We start from the raw sequence: 15,741 nt of genomic DNA, 5'->3' as shown, positions 1-15,741 counted from the left end.
AATTCAGGTTACCGCATCACGCTCGGCATTCAGATCGTAATCCTGCTTATCCAGAATCTGCAGCAGCACCTCGACCGCATCCCACACATCGACGTAGCTCGTGTACAGCGGCGTGAAGCCGAAACGCATGATTTCCGGTTCGCGATAATCGCCGATCACGCCGCGCGCAATCAAGGCTTGCATCACTGCATAACCGTGCGGGTGGGTGAAGCTGACCTGGCTGCCGCGCCGTGCGTGCTCGCGCGGCGTCACCAGTCCGAGCGGATGATGGCCGCAGCGCCGTTCGACCAGCGCGATGAACAGATCGGTCAGCGCCAGCGACTTGGCGCGCACCTGATCCATCGTGGTCTGTGCGAATACGTCGAGGCCGCACTCGACCAGCGCCAGCGAGACGATCGGCTGGGTGCCGCACAAGGCGCGCCGGGCGCCGGCGGTCGGCTGGAACTCGGAATGCATCGCAAACGGCGCCGCATGACCCCACCAGCCCGACAGCGGGTGGCGGAACTTCGCCTGATGGCGCTTGGCGATCCAGATGAAGGCCGGCGCACCGGGGCCGCCGTTCAGGTATTTGTAGGTGCATCCGACCGCCAGATCGGCCTGTGCACGATTCAGGTCAACCGGCACCGCACCGGCCGAATGCGCCAGATCCCAGACCGCCAGCGCCCCTTGTGCATGGATGTGCGCGGTCAGCGCCGCCATGTCGAGCTGGTAACCGGTGCGGTAATTGACGTGGGTCAGCATCACGACCGCGGTCTGCGCATCGATCGCCGCCGGCAGTTGCTCGGGGCGGTCGACCAGCTTGACCGTGTAACCGCGATCGAGCCATGTGGTCAGGCCCTGCGCCATATAGATGTCGGTCGGGAAGTTGCTGCGCTCGGTGACGATCACGCGCCGTGCGCTGGTCGCGGGATTGGCGGCCTGCATTTGCAGCGCCGCCGCCAGCGCCTTGAACAGGTTGATCGAGGTCGAGTCGGTCACCACCACTTCGTCGGCTTCGGCGCCGATCAGCGCTGCCAGCCGGTTGCCCAGGCGTGACGGCAGATCAAACCAGCCGGCCGTGTTCCAGCTGCGGATCAGGTCGCTGCCCCATTCCTGCGCGATCACCTGTTGCGCGCGCGTCAGTGCCGCTTTCGGCCGCGCGCCGAGCGAATTGCCGTCCAGGTAAATCACGCCGTCGGGCAGGTCGAATTGATCGCGCAGGGCGGCCAGCGGGTCGCTCGCATCCAGTGCGAGACAGTTGTTGCGGTCAGTCATCGGGAATCCTTTATCAGAGGTTGCGAAATCAGAGCTTGCGTAATCAGAGCTCGCATAATCGGAGCTTGCGTAATCGGAGCTTGTGTAATCGGAGCTTGTGTAATCGGAGCTTGTGTCATCAGAGCGTGCGTAAAATCGCGCGCACCGGGCTGGCATCCATGTCCTTCAATTTCAAAGGCAGCGCGATCAATTCATAATCGCCTTCGGGCACCGCGTCGAGCACGATGCCTTCCAGAATCGCCATCTGGTTGACGCGCACCGCATGATGCGCGTCCAGCGTTTTCGATTCCTGCGGATCGAGCGACGGCGTATCGATGCCGATCAGCCGCACGCCGTGTTGTGCCAGCAGCGCGATGGTGGCCGGCGCGACAGCGGTAAAGGCAGCATCCCATGCCTGTTGCGGCGCGGTCCGGTAAGTGCGCAGCAGCACGCGCGGCGGCAGCGGCTGTGACAGGTCGGTCAATCCATGCGCGATGTGCTGTGGCTCGATCAGGCCGACGCTGTTGTCGGCGGCCATGCAATGGATCACGCGGCAAGGTCCGATATACGGATCGAGTGCGACCGCATCGATGCCGACCCCCTGGGGATCGTAATGCGATGGCGCGTCGCAGTGCGCGCCCAGATGCGTGGTCATCGTCATCTTGCTGACGTGCACCGGACAGCCGTCGGCGATTTCCCAGGTGGTGCTGGCGCTATACGGGGTATCGCCGGGCCAGACTGGGATGGCGGACGAAATCAAGGGGCTGATATCCCAGATGGTCGACGGTGCGGGCATGGTGAGGGTGTCGTTGAGTGGAAACTGGAGTAAATTTTATGCCATAAATCCTGAATTTTTCTTGCAAAGTTGGCGAGTAATCACCGGTAGAATAGAATTTAATTGAGTTTATCGATGATATTTTGAAGGAATCTGCGATATGAAGATCGACGCGATTGACCTGAAGATTTTGACGGTGCTGCAACAGGATGGCCGGGTCAGCAACCAGGACCTGGCGGAACAGGTTTTCTTGTCGCCATCGGCCTGTTTGCGGCGGGTACGGGCGCTGGAGGAGAGCGGCATGATCGCCCGCTACATTGCCTTGCTCGATGCCACCGCGTTCGGGCTGGAAGTCGATTCGTTTGTACAGGTGACGATGCGGCGCGATGTCGAGCACTGGCATGAAAACTTCACGGCGGCGCTGCAAAGCTGGCCGGAAGTGGTCGGCTCCTACATCATCACCGGCGAGGCGAATTATTTGCTAAGAGTGCGGGCCCGCAACCTCAAGCATTATTCGAGCTTCGTACTGGAGAAGTTATACAAGACGCCGGGCGTGCTCGATATTCGTTCCAACATCGTGCTGCAGACGCTGAAGGACACCCAGATGCTGGCGCCGGAGTTGTTGATGGGCGAGGCTGGCGTTAACGGATGATCGGATGATCGGACGTGCCGCGGACTGCCGCACTCGATGCGGCCTGCGGCTGAGGGGAAATTTCACGCAGTTACAGGAACGACTGGCGCCAAGCTTGGTCGGCTAGCCATTTCCCTTCAATAAAACCACCACCGCACCGGCGCCGCCGTCCGCCGCCTTGGCCTGACAGAAGGCCAGCACCTCATCCTTTTGCACCAGCCATTTGTGCACCATGTTTTTGAGCACCGGCTCCTTGTTGACCGAGCCGAGCCCTTTGCCGTGCACGATGCGCACACAGCGCAGTCCGCGCCGGCAACTCTTGCGCAAGAATTCTGCGACCGCCTCGCGCGCCGCGTCGCGTCGCAAGCCGTGCAGGTCGAGTTGATCCTGAATCACCCAATGCCCCTTGCGCAGCTTGCGCACCACGTCCGGTCCGATATTGCTGCGCGCAAAGCTGAGCGCGGCGTCGGTCTCGAGCAAGGTCTCGACGTCGAATTCATCGGACAGCGATTCTTGCAATGCAGCCTGCTCGTCGGCCAGATGCTGGCGCGCGACCGGCTCGGGGCGCGGCGTGCTGCTCGCATGCTTGTTGTGCTGTGGCAATGGCGCGACCTGGCCGATGCTGAGGCGGAACAGATCGGCCTCGCGTTTGGTTTGTTGCTCTTGCCGCTGGCGCTCGGCTTCGGCGACCTTGCGCGCGTCTTCTTGCACCTTCAGGGTCTTGCTGAGCGCCTTGAGGTCGGCGAAGTTTTTGAGCGAGGCGGACATGATGGACTGCCGTAGAACTAATAAGGGGGACGTCTTGGTAGGATGGGTGCAACCCATCATTCGCGGAAACTCGATGAGTTACCAGATGGGTTGCACCCATCCTACATCGCTCCGCAATCCAATCTTGCCGATATTGCGGAGCGTGCCGATACAACTATCCTTCGATGCTTTCCAGGAAACGCTGCGCATCGAGTGCGGCCATGCAGCCGGTGCCGGCGCTGGTGACTGCCTGACGATAGATATGGTCCTGTACGTCGCCGGCGGCAAACACGCCCGGCAGGCTGGTCGCGGTGGCCATGCCTTCCAGGCCGGTATTGGTGCGGATATAACCGTTTTTCATTTCCAGCTGGCCTTCGAAGATGCCGGTATTCGGTTTGTGGCCAATCGCGATGAAGACGCCGTGCAGCTTGAGCGGTGTGATCTTGCCGTCGACCGTCGACTTGATGTTGGCGCCGGTCACACCGGATGCGTCGCCGGTGATCTCGTCGAGCGTGTGGTTGTATTTGATCTCGATCTTGCCTTCTGCCACTTTCGCATTCAGACGGTCGACCAGGATCGCCTCGGCGCGGAACTTGTCGCGGCGGTGGATCAGCGTGACCTTGGTGGCGATATTGGCCAGGTACAGCGCCTCTTCGACTGCGGTATTGCCGCCGCCGACCACGGCCACTTCCTGGCCGCGATAAAAGAACCCGTCGCAGGTGGCGCAGGCCGACACGCCTTTGCCCATATACTCTTCTTCCGACGGGATTTCGAGGTACTGGGCCGAAGCGCCGGTCGCGATGATCAGCGCGTCGCAGGTATATTCAGCGCTGTCGCCGATCAGTCGGATCGGCTTCTCGGTCAGCTTGGCGGTATGGATATGATCGAAAATGATTTCGGTATTGAAACGCTCCGCGTGTTGCAGGAAGCGCTGCATCAGCTCCGGACCTTGCACACCCATCGCGTCGGCCGGCCAGTTGTCGACGTCGGTGGTGGTCATCAGCTGACCGCCTTGCTCAACGCCGGTGATCAGCACCGGCTTCAGGTTGGCACGGGCAGCATAGACGGCGGCCGAGTAGCCGGCCGGGCCGGAGCCGAGGATCATGACGCGAGCGTGTTTGGGTGTGGTCATAAAAAGTTGCCTGAAATAATGAAGTTGATGTTGGGGCGGCCAATTGTTGCGCAGTCAAAGTTGCGCAGTCAATTGTTGTTATCTGTCGATTAACATCGGCTAATACTGATAATTACATGATGGCGCAAGGCAAAAATTCAAGCGCGCCCGAATTATTCGTGGGAATCCGGAAAACTGGTTAAGATTATAGACGAAGCGGCCGAAGCTTCACATCGGCCCCATGCGCCTGCCTGCAGCGTGCCTGCATCGCAGGGAGCATTCCAGATGATGTCGCAATCCGTATTATTAATTACTAGGAGTCTGTCCGACTTACGGCTCGGCGCCCCCGGGAATCGGCTGCCAAAACTCTCTGAACGGTACAGTGTCACCGGTTTCTTGGTCAATAGCTCGCTATTGACGCTGCAAACCCGGCAAAATCTGTCCTCGTTCAGCGTGTTTTCGCTTCGATTCCGTAAGGCGGACAGACTCCTAGCAACACAACGGCGCATTGCGCCAGGACTTATGATCAAACCTAGCCCAGCCTCTGCACAGACCCCGCCATCGTCGCCAGCCCAGACCCAAGCCTATCGCCGCAAATCCCAGGTGGCCGAGCGCGCACCGCTGCCGAATCGGCTGTTGCGCTTGTTGTCTGAAGCGCGCTGGTTCGTGCTGACCGCGCTGGCGCTGTACCTGATCCTGATCCTGCTCAGTTATACCAAGGCCGATCCCGGCTGGTCGCATGCCAATGTCGTGCCCAAGCTGGGTAACTGGGGCGGCCGCGTCGGCGCCTGGCTGTCGGACTTGCTGCTGTTCATCTTCGGTTTTTCGGCATGGTGGTGGTGCGTCCTGTTGCTGCGCTCGGTCTGGACCAGTTATCGGGCGCTGTCGCAAAGATTCCTGCTGCAAACGGAGTCCGAACCTGAGCATCATCACGAAGGCCTGATCCGCGGCGTTGGTTTTGCGCTGTTGTTCGCCGGCAGCATGGGCCTGGAATTTGTACGGTTGTATTCCTTGAAGGTGCAACTGCCGCGCGCCCCGGGCGGCGTGCTGGGCGAACTGATCGGCGGCGCGGCGAATAACGCGCTCGGCTTCACCGGCGGGACCTTGTTGCTGTTGTTGCTGTTCGGACTCGGGTTCAGCCTGTATTTCCATGTGTCATGGCTGTCCGTGGCGGAGCGTATTGGCGGCGGTATAGAGCGGGCGATCGCGGCGGCGCGCAATTTTTACGCGGCGCGCCAGGATCGCAAGGTCGGCCATGTCGCGGCGGTGCAGCGCGAAGTCGTGCTGGTGCAGGAGCGCAGCAAGATCGTCGAAGCGCCGCCAGTTCGCATCGAGCCGCAGATCATCGCCGTGCCCAAATCTGAACGGATCGAGAAGGAGCGGCAGGTCGCGCTGTTTACCGACTTGCCCGACACCAACCTGCCGCCGCTGTCGTTGCTGGACGACGCACCGCCGGCGCAGGAAACGGTCAGTCCCGAGACACTCGAATACACCAGCCGCCTGATCGAGAAAAAACTGTCCGACTTCGGTGTCGTCGCCAAGGTCGTCGCCGCCTATCCGGGGCCGGTCATTACCCGCTACGAGATCGAACCGGCGACCGGCGTCAAGGGCAGCCAGATCGTCAACCTGGCGCGCGACTTGGCGCGCTCGCTGTCGCTGACCTCGATCCGCGTGGTGGAAGTGATCCCCGGCAAGAATTACATGGGCCTCGAGCTGCCTAATCCGAAGCGCCAGATCGTGCGCCTGACCGAGATCCTCGGCTCCAAGGTGTACCACGACAGCAGCTCCAGCCTGACGATTGCATTGGGCAAGGACATCGGAGGCAATCCGGTGGTGGCCGATCTGGCAAAGATGCCGCATTTGCTGGTGGCCGGTACCACCGGCTCGGGTAAATCGGTCGGCATCAACGCCACCATCCTGTCGCTGTTGTACAAGTCCGACCCGAACGACGTGCGCCTGATCCTGATCGACCCGAAGATGCTGGAGTTGTCGATCTACGAAGGCATCCCGCACCTGCTGGCGCCGGTAGTGACCGACATGCGCCAGGCCGGCCATGCGCTGAACTGGGCGGTCAACGAGATGGAGCGCCGCTACAAGCTGATGTCCAAGCTCGGCGTGCGTAATCTGGCCGGCTACAATACCAAGATCGCCGAGGCCGCCAAGCGCGAGGAGCATATCCCGAATCCATTCAGCCTGACGCCAGATTCTCCCGAGCCGCTCGAGAAACTGCCGACCATCGTCATCATCATCGACGAGCTGGCCGACCTGATGATGGTGGTCGGCAAGAAGGTCGAAGAGCTGATCGCCCGCATTGCGCAAAAAGCGCGCGCCGCCGGCCTGCATCTGATTCTGGCGACGCAGCGCCCGTCGGTCGACGTCATCACCGGTCTGATCAAGGCCAACATCCCGACCCGGATCGCGTTCCAGGTATCGAGCAAGATCGACTCGCGCACGATCCTCGACCAGATGGGTGCGGAAGCCCTGCTCGGCATGGGTGACATGCTGTACATGCCGCCCGGCACCGGCCTGCCGTCGCGCGTACACGGCGCCTTTGTCTCGGACGAGGAGGTGCATCGCGTGGTGGATCATTTGAGGGCACAAGGAGAGCCGAATTACATCGACGGCATACTCGAAGGCGGCGTGCTGGAAGACGGTGCCGACGGCATGCCGGCCGCCGAAGGGTCAGCCGGCGGCGAGGCTGACGCGTTATACGACCAGGCGGTGGGAATTGTGTTGAAGAATCGCCGGGCCTCGATCTCGCTGGTGCAGCGCCACCTGCGCATCGGCTACAACCGCGCGGCGCGCCTGCTGGAGCAAATGGAACAGAGTGGCGTGGTATCGACCATGCAATCGAACGGCAACCGCGAGATTCTGGTGCCGGCGAATGCGAATAATGCCGAATGAAAAATCGAGCCGTAGGATGGGTGCAACCCATCATTGCGGACGTTGGTGATGGGTTGCACCCATCCTACATAGAGATTGGAAAACGAATGCCAAAAAATGACCGTCATCACCATGCTGAGATAGTAAGCGGTACCACGCAAACCGGTGACTCATCATTGAAACCCATCGGTACTCAATCCCGTCGTTCCAGCCCTTCGTCAAGCTCAGGGCAAGCCGGCCTGCGGCCACGCTGGAACCCAGTGTCGTTCGGCAAACTCTTATTAGCCGCCGCCATCGCGCTACCTGCCGTCGCCAGCGCGTCAGCCCTAGACCAATTCAAGACCTTCGTCGCCACCACTAAGTCCGCCAAGGGCGAATTCACCCAGCGCCAGGTCAAGATGATGGACGGCAGCGCCAAGATTTCAAAATCAGCGAGCGGCACCTTCCTGTTCGCGCGTCCCGGCAAATTCATCTGGACCTACCAGAAGCCTTACGAGCAATTGCTGCAGGCCGACGGCGATCAGCTCTACATCTACGACAAGGACCTGAATCAGGTCACCACCAGGAAACTCGGCAACGCGCTCGGCTCGTCACCGGCCGCGATCCTGTTCGGCAGCAACGACCTGGAAAAGAATTTCACGCTGAAGGAGGGCGCGGTCAAGGATGGCCTCGAATGGATGGAAGCCACCCCCAAATCCAAGGATTCCAACTTCGAACAGATCGGCATCGGCCTGCGCAACGGCGTACCGCAAGCGATGGAGCTGCGCGACTCGTTCGGCCAGGTGTCGGTCCTCACCTTCAGTAAGTTTGAAAAAAATCCGACGGTCAGCGCCGACCAGTTCAAGTTCGTGGTGCCGAAGGGCGCCGATGTTTTCCGGCAATGACGCGGTGGGCACATCGCAGCCCGATTACGGTCAAACTTCGCAACGGTTGAGTATGCCGCGGCCGGTTCCCTCCCCCTTGCAGGGAGTTAGGGGCGGAGCAGGGAATTCAGGAGGCATGCCTCCTGCCTGCGTAGCGGTATCCGCGTGCAAGCGGATACTCCTGGAAGGAGGGGGTAGTGCGTTCGATAACAAGGTAGCCATTCAACAGCCTTTCATCTGCCCCCAATACCTGAAAATACCGTCATCCCAGCGAACGCTGGGATCCGGCGGCGTACATTGTGCACCGAGGAGACTTTTGTCGCGTGGAATAAATGACCAATGGATGCGACGAAAGACACTGGGTCCCAGCGTTCGCTGGGACGACGCTAAATGGCGTGTATGTAGTCTTGTGAGGTGAATTTTCCGGGAGTATGTCTAAAAATGTCCTTATACCCTAAGGAATCATTGGCCCTTAAAAAATACGCCTGCCAGTATATCCTGGCATGATTTCATGAAAAATCGGTCACAATATCGCCGAAAATCCGAGAAATCGGATCAACCAATTCAACGCATTCTTTAACGGCAGCCAGAAGGCCGCCGCCATCTCGCCCACACAATGACCTCCACCCCCCTAGCCGAACGCCTGCGCCCGCAAACCTTTGACGATGTGATCGGCCAGCAGCATCTGCTCGGCCCCGGCAAACCGCTGCGCGTCGCGTTCGAGTCTGGCCAGCCGCATTCGATGATTCTGTGGGGCCCGCCCGGCGTCGGCAAGACCACGCTGGCGCGCCTGATGGCCGACAGTTTCAACGCCGAATTCATTGCGCTCTCGGCCGTGCTGTCCGGCGTCAAGGACATCCGCGAGGCGGTCGAACGGGCGCAAGTGATCCGCGCCAATTCGGGCCGCCGCACCATCCTGTTCGTCGATGAAGTGCACCGTTTCAACAAGAGCCAGCAGGACGCGTTTCTGCCGCATGTCGAGAGCGGCCTGTTCACCTTCATCGGCGCCACCACCGAGAACCCGTCGTTCGAAGTCAATGGCGCGCTGCTGTCGCGCGCGGCGGTGTATGTACTGAAATCGCTGACCGAGGACGATCTCGGGCAATTGTTGGAGCGCGCCTGCACCACTGCACTGGACGGCCTGCGCTTTACGCTCGAGGCACAGGCCACCGTGATCGCCAGCGCGGACGGCGACGGCCGCAAGCTGCTCAATAATCTGGAAATCGTCGCCCGCGCCGCTGCCGCCAAAGCGCAGACTGAAGTCGATGCTGCGCTGCTGACCGAATGCCTGGGCGACGCGCTGCGTCGCTTCGACAAGGGCGGCGACACCTTCTACGACCAGATCTCGGCGCTGCACAAGTCGGTGCGCGGCTCCAACCCCGATGCCGCGCTGTACTGGCTGGTGCGCATGCTGGACGGCGGCGCCGACCCGCGCTATCTGGCGCGCCGCATCATCCGCATGGCCAGCGAAGACATCGGCCTGGCCGACCCGCGCGCGCTGCGCCTTGCGCTCGACGCGACCGAAGTCTACGAACGTCTCGGCTCGCCGGAAGGCGAACTGGCGCTGGCCGAAGCGGTCGTCTACCTGGCCTGCGCCGCCAAATCGAACGCCGTCTACAACGCCTACAACGCCGTGCGCGCCTTCGTCGCCAAGGACAAATCGCGCCCGGTGCCGGAGCATCTGCGCAACGCGCCGACCAAGCTGATGAAGGAGCTCGGCTACGGCAAGCTGTACCGCTACGCGCACGACGAACCGGAAGCCTACGCGGCCGGCGAAACCTATTTGCCGGACGGACTGCCGGATCAGCATTGGTACCAACCGGTGCCACGCGGGCTGGAGATCAGGATTGCGGAGAAGCTGGCGCATTTGCGGGCGCTGGATGAGGACGCGTTGAAATGAATTTTCCAGATTGAGACGATTGAAGACAGACACGTAGGATGGGTGCAACCCATCATCCACCGTCATCAAACAAAATATGACCTCATATCGGCGCAATCTCGTCCCCGGCGGCAGTTATTTCTTCACACTTGCCATCGCCGACCGACAGAGCGATCTGTTGGTAAGACACGCCGACACCTTGAAACAGGCCATTCACGTCGAAAAGCAACAACATCCGTTTTCGGTGCTCGCCCTGGTCATTCTGCCCGATCATCTGCACGCGATCTGGCGTTTGCCGGAGGGCGATTGCGACTACTCGAACCGCTGGCGCAGAATCAAAAGCGCGTTTTCGCGGGCCTTGCCGAAAGACGAAGATCTATCGCAAAGCCGAGCACAAAAAGGCGAACGCGGCATCTGGCAACGCCGCTTCTGGGAGCACACCCTGCGCGACGAGCACGATATGCAAGTGCATTGCGACTACATTCACTTCAATCCGGTCAAACATGGTCATGCGGGCAGGGTAGTCGATTGGCCGCATTCCACATTTCATGCGTATGTAGAGCGCGGAGTCTATCTGCCCGATTGGGGCGGAACGGATGCAAGTATCGACGGAGATGATTGATCGTAGGATGGGTGCAACCCATCTTTAATCGGGAAAGGCGATGGGTTTCACCCATCCTACCGCATTGACGGATATACCGTTTTGAGCTTTATATCGGATAAATATTCGGTATAAGCGCAGGAACCCACCGGGCTCACAGATGAGGGTGCATTCATTATGTGAGTGGCGGCGCACAGCATGACCGATCACATGCAATAACCGGGCGTACTTATTGCCGCGCGTCCGCCCTTGATACAATACGCGACCAGATAACCCCATCTCCAACATATAACCCCATGATCGACATCCAACTCCTCCGCAAAGACATCGACAGCGTCGCCGCCCGCCTCGCGACGCGCCAGTTCCAGCTCGATGTGGCGACCTTCAACGCGCTCGAAGCCGAACGCAAGCAGATCCAGACCCGTACCGAAGAGCTGCAGGGCAAGCGCAATGCGTTGTCCAAGCAGATCGGCATGCTCAAGGGCAAGGGCGAGGACACCAGCGCGGTGATGGTCGAGGTGGCTGGGCTGGGCGACGAGTTGAAGGCGGACGAGCACGCATTGGCCGCGCTGCAGACAAGGATCAGCGACTTCATGCTTGCGATTCCGAATCTGCCGCATGAATCGGCGCCGGTCGGCGTGAATGAAGCGGCCAATGTCGAGGTGCGCACGGTCGGCACGCCGCGCAGCTTCGATTTCGCGGTCAAGGACCACGTCGATGTTGGCGCCGCGCTCGGGCTCGATTTCGACATGGCGGCCAAGCTGACCGGATCGCGCTTCTCGCTGATGAAAGGCGGCATCGCGCGCCTGCATCGTGCATTGGCGCAGTTCATGCTGGACACGCACACCGACGAGCATGCTTATACCGAGTGCTATACGCCGTACATGGTCAATGCCGACTCGATGCGCGGCACCGGCCAGTTGCCGAAGTTCGAGGCCGATCTGTTCTCGGTGAGAAAAGGCGGCACCGAAGGCGAGGGCGAGACCTTTTATCTGATCCCGACGTCGGAAGTAACGCTGACCAATACCGTGCGCGATCAGATCGTCGCGCTCGACGCGCTGCCGATCAAGCTGACCGCGCACACGCCGTGCTTCCGTTCGGAAGCCGGCAGCTATGGCCGCGACACGCGCGGCATGATTCGCCAGCACCAGTTCGACAAGGTGGAAATGGTGCAGATCGTTCATCCTGAACAGTCGTACGCAGCGCTGGAGCAGATGGTCGGCCATGCCGAGGTGATCCTGCAAAAACTCGGCCTGCCGTATCGCGTGCTGAGCTTGTGTACCGGCGACATGGGTTTTGGCGCGGCCAAGACCTACGATCTGGAAGTGTGGCTGCCGGCGCAGAATACCTATCGCGAAATCTCGTCGATCTCGAACATGGAGGCGTTCCAGGCGCGCCGCATGCAGGCCCGTTTCCGCAATGCGCAAGGCAAGCCGGAACTGCTGCACACGCTCAATGGCTCGGGCCTGGCGGTGGGGCGCACGCTGGTCGCGGTGTTGGAAAATTACCAGCAGGCCGATGGCAGCGTCGAGATTCCGGCGGTGCTGCAGCCATATATGGGTGGGCTGGCGCGCCTGGTGGCCTAATGCCGTGACGCGGGAAACAAATAGAGGTTCCACATCGGAATTTACTCTGCTATAATTTCACGCTTTGCGGCAGAACCATGCCGCAAGTCGACCGAATCAGGAGAGGTGGCAGAGTGGTCGAATGTACCTGACTCGAAATCAGGCGTACTCATACGGGTACCGTGGGTTCGAATCCCACCCTCTCCGCCAGTAAGTTCGGCCTTGGCCGATATGAAAAAGCCCCGCAACGCGAGTTGCGGGGCTTTTTTGTTGGTCGCGTATTTGCCGTTTGTATTGGTTGCCGGCGATAATCCAGCTCCGGTTCAAGTAAACCTTTCCCTGTTCGCCAAGCAGCCATGCACACGACCATGCCACTCCCGCAGATCGCCTCTATAGCCAATCCCGATTTGGCCGCCAAGCTGTACGCCGCGATCAACAACAAGACCAAGCCGCTGGGCAGTCTCGGCGAACTGGAGTCGCTGGCCGCAAGACTCGGTCTGATTCAGCAGACCGTGCAGCCGCAATTGCACGCGCCGGCGCTGATCGTGTTCGCTGGCGACCATGGCATCGTCGCCGAAAACGTGTCGGCCTATCCGCAGAGCGTGACCTGGCAGATGGTCGAGAATTTTCTGGCGCAGGGCGCGGCGATCAATGTGTTTGCGCGCCAGAACGGCATGGCGCTGCAGATCGTCGATGCCGGCGTCAATCACGATTTTGGCGTGCGCGACGGTCTGATCGACTGCAAGATCGGCCCCGGCACGCACAATTTTGCGCAGCAGCCGGCGATGAGTGCGGAGCAATGCGGGACTGCGCTGGAGCACGGCATCGCCTTGGCGCGCGCGACGGCTGGCAACGTGCTCGGCTTCGGTGAAATGGGCATCGGCAATACGACATCCGCCGCCGCCATCATGCACCAGCTGACCGGCATTCCGGTAGCGAGCTGCGTCGGCGCCGGCACCGGACTGGACGCGGCCGGCGTAATGCACAAGCAGGCGGTGATCGAGCGCGCGGTCGCGCACCACGCCAATGCAGCGTCGCCGCTGGATGTGCTGGCCACCTTCGGCGGCTACGAGATCGCGATGATGGTCGGCGCGATGCTGGCCGCGGCCGAGCGCCGCATGGTGTTGCTGATCGACGGTTTTATCGTCACCAGCGCGCTGCTGGTGGCGGCGCGCCTGCAACCGGCGATCCTCGATTACTGCGTGTTTTCGCACTGCTCGAACGAGCAAGGGCACCGCCAGATGCTGGCCGCGCTCGATGCCAAGCCTTTGCTGCAACTGGGCTTGCGGCTGGGCGAGGGCACCGGCTGCGCGCTGGCGCTGCCGCTATTGCATGCTGCAGTCAACTTCCTGAGCCAGATGGCGACTTTCGAGTCGGCACAGGTCAGCGAAAAGAACTGACCCAACGCGAATCGTCGCCATGAACCCAGCGCCAGTCGGTCTGATAACAAGCGGCCTGCATCAGCTGCGGCTGTTTTTCATCGCGCTGCAATTTTTTACACGCCTGCCGATCCCGCGCTGGGTCGGTTTCGATGCCGGCTGGCTGCAGCATGCGGCGCGCTATTTTCCGGCGGTCGGACTGGTGGTCGGCACAATCACCGCGGCCGTGTACACGCTGGCGCTGCAATTCTGGCCGCCCGCGGTGGCCGTGCTGTTGTCCACGATTGCCAGCATCTACCTGACCGGCGCATTTCACGAAGACGGTTTTGCCGATGTCTGCGACGGCTTCGGCGGCGGCATGACGCCGGCGCGGGTGTTGGAAATCATGCAGGATTCGCGGGTCGGCGCCTATGGCGCGATCGGCATTGCGCTGCTGCTGGGGCTGAAGTGCGTGACGCTAACCGCGATTCCATCGACGCGGGTGGCTGCGCTGCTGCTGGCGGCGCATCCGTTATCGCGTCTGTTGGCAGTTGGCCTGGTCTGGCGGCTGGACTATGTCAAGGCCGACGGCAAGGCCAAACCGCTGGCGCAGCACATGACTGGTGTTGAATTCAGCATCGCGCTATTTTCCGCTGTTGTTGTCATGGCCGCACTGATGCTGTGCGGCGCGATCGATTGGCGAATGTTGGCATCGGGCAGCGCGTTGGCCGTGCTGGCGGCGCTATGGCTGGCGCGCGTTTTCGTACGCTGCATCGGCGGCTATACCGGCGACTGCCTGGGCGCCGTGCAGCAGTTCTCGGAGCTGGCGTTCTATCTGGGTGCGCTGGCCGCCATCGGTCATCTGACGCGCTGATCCGGTTGCGACCATGCGTCTGTTCCTGATCCGCCATCCACGCCCGGACATCGCGAACGGAATCTGTTACGGTCGCAGCGATGTCGCCGTTGCGACCGCAGAACTCGCGCGCACCGCGCACGAGCTCGCGGCCCGCCTGCCTGCCGACCTGCCATTGCTTTCCAGTCCCCTGAGGCGTTGCGCCATGCTGGCCGAGCGCCTGGCCACATCGCTGCAGGTGGCGGTCAGGTACGATGCGCGGCTGGCGGAGATGGATTTCGGTCATTGGGAAATGCGCGCGTGGCAGCACATTGCACGCGCCGAGATCGATGCCTGGGCCAGCGATTTGACCGACTACCAGCCGGGCGGCGGCGAGAGCGTGCTGCAGGTCGCATCGCGGGTCGCCTCGTTTCTGGACGAGTTGTCGCAGGCGGCGCCGGATGGCGCGATCGTGGTATGCCACGCTGGCACGATACGCTTGTTGCTTGCGCTGATCGCAGTGCGCAGTTCGACCAGCCAGTCGGACCAGAGCATTGCCGTCAACGCGCTCAAAGCCGCCGCGCTCGCTGCCGCCCGCACGCCGCACCAGATCGCGTATGGCGAGATCCTGACGCTGGAGTGGTGACGCGGTGAGCAGTCAGGGCAATCGCACGAAGAATCGCATGAACATTGGTGCTGCCGGGTTGCGTTCCCTCCCCTCCTTCGACAAGCTCAGGACATGCTTGCAGGGGGAGGGTTAGGGGCGGAGCAGGGAATTCAGGAGGCATGCCTCCTGCCTGCATAGCGGTATCCGCCTGCAAGCGGATATGCGCACTGCAAGTGGGGGTAGTGCGGTCGATGAATGATGCATGTTGCCGATCGACCATCCTACCCCCATCCCAACCTTCCCCCTGCAAGGGGGAAGGGGCGAGAAGCCTCCGCCTGCAACGATCTTCATGTAATCGCTCTGCGTGAGCAGATTGCCCGGCTTGCCGCCAACGGCCTTACCTCGTAGAATAGACAGGTTTTGGTGCTCACGGACATGTCCATGTCTGTAGTTAAACGGGAAACACGCGGTCGATCGATGCAAGCTTCGACCACTCATCGTGTGCTGCCCCCGCAACGGTAAGCAAGCGTCGCTTCGGCGACGGACCGGTTTCAACACCACTGTGCTTTGCATGGGAAGGTGAGACGGTTTCGCTTGTTAGCCCGGATACCGGCCAGAATAGGTGGAGGTGCCGCCGTGCCATCCGTGCAAATGTC

Annotated in this window: 13 protein-coding genes, 1 tRNA gene and 1 riboswitch; of the genes, 10 read left to right on the top strand and 4 right to left on the bottom strand. The window is 61.0% G+C overall.

Annotated elements, in window-relative coordinates:
- Nucleotides 1-3: 3 nt before the first annotated feature.
- Both kynU and kynB read right to left on the bottom strand, forming a co-directional pair.
- Nucleotides 4-1,254 carry a kynureninase gene (gene kynU / locus ACFOFO_RS17565; protein ID WP_390325693.1) on the bottom strand — a complete coding sequence of 417 codons (1,251 nt, stop codon included), beginning with the start codon at nucleotides 1,252-1,254 and terminating at the stop codon, nucleotides 4-6.
- Between the two features lie 118 nt (nucleotides 1,255-1,372).
- Nucleotides 1,373-2,029, bottom strand: coding sequence for an arylformamidase (gene kynB / locus ACFOFO_RS17560; protein WP_390325691.1), 657 nt, complete (start codon nucleotides 2,027-2,029; stop codon nucleotides 1,373-1,375).
- Nucleotides 2,030-2,168: 139 nt separating this feature from the next.
- Between kynB and ACFOFO_RS17555 the strand changes: the two genes are divergently transcribed.
- Complete coding sequence (locus ACFOFO_RS17555) at nucleotides 2,169-2,660, top strand: Lrp/AsnC family transcriptional regulator (RefSeq protein ID WP_390332178.1); 492 nt, start codon at nucleotides 2,169-2,171, stop codon at nucleotides 2,658-2,660.
- 102 nt (nucleotides 2,661-2,762) lie between these two features.
- Here the strand turns inward: ACFOFO_RS17555 and ACFOFO_RS17550 are convergent, their stop codons facing one another.
- Entirely contained in the window at nucleotides 2,763-3,407 is a 645-nt protein-coding gene (locus ACFOFO_RS17550; RefSeq protein ID WP_390325689.1) for a Smr/MutS family protein, read from the bottom strand.
- 154 nt (nucleotides 3,408-3,561) lie between these two features.
- A complete protein-coding gene (trxB, locus tag ACFOFO_RS17545) occupies nucleotides 3,562-4,518 on the bottom strand; it encodes a thioredoxin-disulfide reductase (RefSeq protein WP_390332177.1) in 957 nt (318 codons plus the stop codon).
- A gap of 501 nt (nucleotides 4,519-5,019) precedes the next feature.
- Between trxB and ACFOFO_RS17540 the strand changes: the two genes are divergently transcribed.
- From ACFOFO_RS17540 to cobC, 9 genes are all read left to right on the top strand, one after another.
- Entirely contained in the window at nucleotides 5,020-7,401 is a 2,382-nt protein-coding gene (locus ACFOFO_RS17540) for a DNA translocase FtsK (protein ID WP_390325687.1), read from the top strand.
- Nucleotides 7,402-7,487: 86 nt separating this feature from the next.
- On the top strand, nucleotides 7,488-8,264 hold the full coding sequence (gene lolA, locus ACFOFO_RS17535; RefSeq protein WP_390332175.1) for an outer membrane lipoprotein chaperone LolA: 777 nt from the start codon (nucleotides 7,488-7,490) through the stop codon (nucleotides 8,262-8,264).
- Between the two features lie 595 nt (nucleotides 8,265-8,859).
- Nucleotides 8,860-10,143 (top strand): replication-associated recombination protein A, encoded by a 1,284-nt coding sequence (locus ACFOFO_RS17530; RefSeq protein WP_390332173.1) that lies wholly within the window; start codon nucleotides 8,860-8,862, stop codon nucleotides 10,141-10,143.
- A 76-nt stretch (nucleotides 10,144-10,219) separates the two neighbouring features.
- Nucleotides 10,220-10,744: an REP-associated tyrosine transposase gene (locus tag ACFOFO_RS17525; RefSeq protein ID WP_390325682.1), complete on the top strand. Its 525-nt coding sequence runs from the start codon at nucleotides 10,220-10,222 to the stop codon at nucleotides 10,742-10,744.
- Nucleotides 10,745-11,019: 275 nt separating this feature from the next.
- On the top strand, nucleotides 11,020-12,309 hold the full coding sequence (serS, locus tag ACFOFO_RS17520) for a serine--tRNA ligase (protein ID WP_390325679.1): 1,290 nt from the start codon (nucleotides 11,020-11,022) through the stop codon (nucleotides 12,307-12,309).
- A 99-nt stretch (nucleotides 12,310-12,408) separates the two neighbouring features.
- Nucleotides 12,409-12,498: transfer RNA gene (locus tag ACFOFO_RS17515), tRNA-Ser, on the top strand.
- Between the two features lie 158 nt (nucleotides 12,499-12,656).
- Nucleotides 12,657-13,688, top strand: coding sequence for a nicotinate-nucleotide--dimethylbenzimidazole phosphoribosyltransferase (gene cobT, locus ACFOFO_RS17510; protein WP_390332171.1), 1,032 nt, complete (start codon nucleotides 12,657-12,659; stop codon nucleotides 13,686-13,688).
- A gap of 19 nt (nucleotides 13,689-13,707) precedes the next feature.
- Nucleotides 13,708-14,520, top strand: a complete 813-nt coding sequence (locus ACFOFO_RS17505) for an adenosylcobinamide-GDP ribazoletransferase (protein ID WP_390325677.1) — start codon at nucleotides 13,708-13,710, stop codon at nucleotides 14,518-14,520.
- Between the two features lie 13 nt (nucleotides 14,521-14,533).
- On the top strand, nucleotides 14,534-15,124 hold the full coding sequence (gene cobC / locus ACFOFO_RS17500) for an alpha-ribazole phosphatase family protein (RefSeq protein WP_390325676.1): 591 nt from the start codon (nucleotides 14,534-14,536) through the stop codon (nucleotides 15,122-15,124).
- Between the two features lie 365 nt (nucleotides 15,125-15,489).
- Nucleotides 15,490-15,717, top strand: a riboswitch (cobalamin riboswitch).
- Nucleotides 15,718-15,741: the final 24 nt, after the last annotated feature.

The organism is Pseudundibacterium arcticum (genome assembly GCF_042646465.1).
Lineage (GTDB): Bacteria > Pseudomonadota > Gammaproteobacteria > Burkholderiales > Burkholderiaceae_D > Undibacterium_A > Undibacterium_A arcticum.
This window is presented reverse-complemented; position numbering and strand designations above follow the sequence as displayed.